Source organism: Colwellia sp. BRX10-4 (assembly GCF_014077465.1).
In the GTDB taxonomy this organism is placed as follows: domain Bacteria; phylum Pseudomonadota; class Gammaproteobacteria; order Enterobacterales; family Alteromonadaceae; genus Colwellia_A.
Genome location: NZ_JACGVZ010000070.1, coordinates 1 through 1,914 on the forward strand (window position 1 = coordinate 1; position 1,914 = coordinate 1,914).

Sequence of the window (1,914 nt, forward strand, 5' to 3'; positions counted from 1 at the left end):
TCAAAGCTTACCAATAAAGTGTTCAGCTTACATTCATCTTTACTGCGCTTTAATAGCAACACTAAACAAAGCCGGTAGGATATATTATGTTAATAAATAATAAAGCAGCGAAGTCAGTTCACGCGAATTCACTTAAAAAAATAATGTTATTGATAACCTTTAGCGTATTACCTTTAACTCATGTCACTGCCAGCGAATTAAAGGTTTTACCCGCTAGTGTTTCTCAAGGAGCACTTAAACACAGTATCACTGAGTCACAGCGAAAAAGAATAATTGCAACGAATAAGCTAGCCGAGCTATCCGATCAAGTCAGCGGCAAAACGAATGCCCACATAAGAGGCTATACACTTAATAATCAAGCCAAGAACACTGCACAAGTAAAAAGTGGTGAAGCCACACAAAAAGTGAGTAACCACTATGATCAACAGTTCAGTATTTATAGTGCGGCGAGTTTTCTGCAAGAAGATTATGACAGAGATGGCTATTATCAAACTTTCAGTGTGACTTTTGATGCAGACGTATATAGCTATAGCGAAAATCACCTCGCCGAAGTGTATGCTTTACTCTACCTCAGTAAAAATGGTGGCCCTTGGCAGCACTATTTCACCACAGATAATTTTCTTATAGAAGGTGATACTGATGCCGATGAATACGAAGTTATTTCTACATTTATGTCGGGCTATGAAAGTGATCACTACGATGTGTTAATCGACTTATATCAAGTCGGTTATCAGGGTATTGCTGCGAATTACAGTGCAGATGACAGTAACGCGTTATACGCACTGCCGTTAGAAAGTGCTGAGTATGACCAGGTTTATACTGAAGTCATCGAAGTAATAGAAGTCGTCGAGATCAGACAGACTCATGGCGGCAGTCTGTTTGGTCTATTATTGGTATTACTCAGTGGTCTACTTATGCGAGTAAAGCGCCATTAATCATTAGCCAGAAAAACAAAAAAGCCACAAAAAAATTTGTGGCTTTTTTTAATGTCTACATTTCAACAAGCTTTTAGCTCATCGAATGGCAGTACTTTAACTTTTCAGGTCATCAAAAAAATTTTTAACGCCATCAAAGAAGCCTGTCTCTTTAGGGCTATGCTTTATAGTGCTTTTACCCATTTTGTCATCTAACTGGCGCAGTAAATCCGCTTGATCGCCAGACAAGTTAACCGGTGTTTCTAGAACAACTTTACACATTAAGTCGCCTATTGAGTGGCTGCGTACTGATTTAACACCTTTACCACGTAAACGGAACATTTTACCCGTTTGCGTTTCTTTGGGTATTTTCAGCTTCACTTTACCTTCAAGTGTTGGTACTTCTATTTCGCCACCCAATGCTGCTGTGGTAAAGCTAATAGGAACTTCACAATAAAGGTTGTTTTCATCACGGACAAATATTTTATGGTCACGTACATTTGCCTGTACATATAAATCACCTGCAGGTGCACCATGTTCACCAGCTTCACCTTCGCCTGACAAACGAATTCTGTCACCTGTATCTACACCCGGCGGTATTTTCACTGAAAGTGTTTTCGTTTTTTCTACACGACCTTGACCACGACATATAGGGCAAGGTGTTTGAATGACTTTACCTTTACCATTACACGTTGGACACGTTTGCTGAACAGCAAACAAACCTTGACGCATTTGTACTTGACCATGACCATGACATGTTGAACATGTTTTCACAGTTGTGCCTTTTTTAGCGCCAGAGCCATCACATGGATCACAACTCACATAAGTTGGTACTTTAATTTCTAAGGTTTTACCCCGAACGGCATCTTCAAGGCTTAACTCTAAGTTGTAGCGAAGATCTGAACCGCGTTGTTGACGTTGCTGACGTCCGCCACCGCGGCCACCACCAAAAATATCACCAAAAATATCACCAAAATCTTGACCACCGCCGCCAAAGCCA

General features: G+C 40.4%; 2 protein-coding genes. One reads left to right on the plus strand and one right to left on the minus strand.

Annotation, left to right across the window (positions count from 1 at the left end; translation table 11 throughout):
* Positions 1 to 86: 86 nt before the first annotated feature.
* A complete protein-coding gene (locus H4J67_RS19785; protein ID WP_182204846.1) occupies positions 87 to 935 on the plus strand; it encodes a choice-of-anchor H family protein in 849 nt (282 codons plus the stop codon).
* A 96-nt stretch (positions 936 to 1,031) separates the two neighbouring features.
* Here the strand turns inward: H4J67_RS19785 and H4J67_RS19790 are convergent.
* Positions 1,032 to 1,914 (minus strand): molecular chaperone DnaJ (locus H4J67_RS19790; RefSeq protein ID WP_182204849.1); only part of this gene is annotated, 883 nt, incomplete at its 5' end.

What these genes read in the sequence shown, in the direction of transcription:
- H4J67_RS19785 (WP_182204846.1), top strand. Translation starts at nt 87, where the DNA reads ATGTTAATAAATAATAAAGCAGCGAAGTCAGTTCACGCGAATTCACTT.